A 1,351-nucleotide genomic window follows, 5' to 3' on the forward strand; every position below is an offset into this window, starting at 1 on the left:
TAGTACTGCAATCACAGTTATGGGGTGTGTCCGCGTTGTTTGTAGTGGCTGTTGCGGGCACGTGTCTGGCTGAGTCTTCGCCAGTGTGACCAGTGCAGATGGTGGTGGATGGTGAGACGGGCGGGGTGGAGGAGGTGGCCGATGAGGCGTCGTATCTCTGCCACGGACAGCGGTATCAGGCCACCACTGTCTCCCCTTTTGACAGTTCGCGGGCACGGACGGCTGTCAGGGCCGCGAGGGCGGCCATGGCGAGGGTGATGTGCCGGTACCAGGCGTGGTAGAGGCGGACCTGGTAGTGGTCCAGGCCGCACTCACCTTTGGCGGTCTGGAAGCACTCTTCGATGGCCCAGCGGGCGCCGGCCACCCTGACCAGGTCCTTCAGCCGTGTGGCGATGGGGCCGTAGCAGACGTAGTAGGCGATATCGGAGGGGTCTTTCAGGCTCCGGCGGGCCAGGACCCAGTGGCCGTGGCCGTTCTCCCACCAGATCCGGATGGGGATCCGGGCCCACTGGTACATGCGCTCACCGTGGGAGCCTTTCCCGGCTGACAGGCGCTTCCATGCCTGCGGCGCAAGGCCCGCGACCAGCTCCCAGCTCGTCGACACGGCGTTCTCCTGCTCCGCGGGTGATGACGGTGTCGCTGGTCTTCACGCACATCACATGGCTGATGGCCCGCTGTTCCATCCACCACCGCAGGGATTTCGACTGCCCGTAGGGCTCGTCCGCGGTGACCCACGCGAACGGCACACCGGCCTGGACTGCACGGGTGAGCATGGCCTTGAAGTGCTCGGTCTTCGTCGCGAAGACCACCTCGTCCGGGACGCCGGCCTCCCGGCACCGCTCACGGTCTTCCGTCCACGAAGCGGGAAGATACAGTTCCCGGTCGATCAGAGCCCGCCCCTTCGCCGACGCGTACGCGAGGAAGGTGCCGACCTGGCAGTTTTCCGTCCGTCCGGCGGTACCGGAATATTGCCGCTGGACGCCGGCCGAGCGCACGCCCTTCTTCAGAAAGCCGGTGTCGTCACCGACCAGGACCGCGTTCTTGTCACCGATCGTCTCGACGACATAATCCCGCACGTCGTCACGGACCGCGTCCGCGTCCCAGTCCGCCTCGCCCAGCAGGCGCTGCATCCCGATCGGCAGCCGGTCACCGGCCCGTTCCGCCAGCGTCCAGCCGTTCTTCCGCTCCAACGGCGCGATCAGCCCCCGCATATACCCAAGCGCCCGCCCCCGCGGCTCCGACCTCACGAAACGCGACGCGAACCGGGCATGCAACCCCGCCAGCACCCCGTCCCACCTCTCAACCAGCCCCACCCCAAGCTCAGCCATACTCCAACTCAACCACACACAAG

1 pseudogene is annotated in these 1,351 nt (G+C 66.5%); it reads right to left on the reverse strand.

The features are described 5' to 3' along the window. Positions 1 to 175: 175 nt before the first annotated feature. Positions 176 to 1,328, reverse strand: a pseudogene (locus ACZ6C1_RS39065) (IS701 family transposase). Positions 1,329 to 1,351 lie beyond the last annotated feature (23 nt).

This window comes from Streptomyces sp. NPDC041796 (assembly GCF_055590785.1).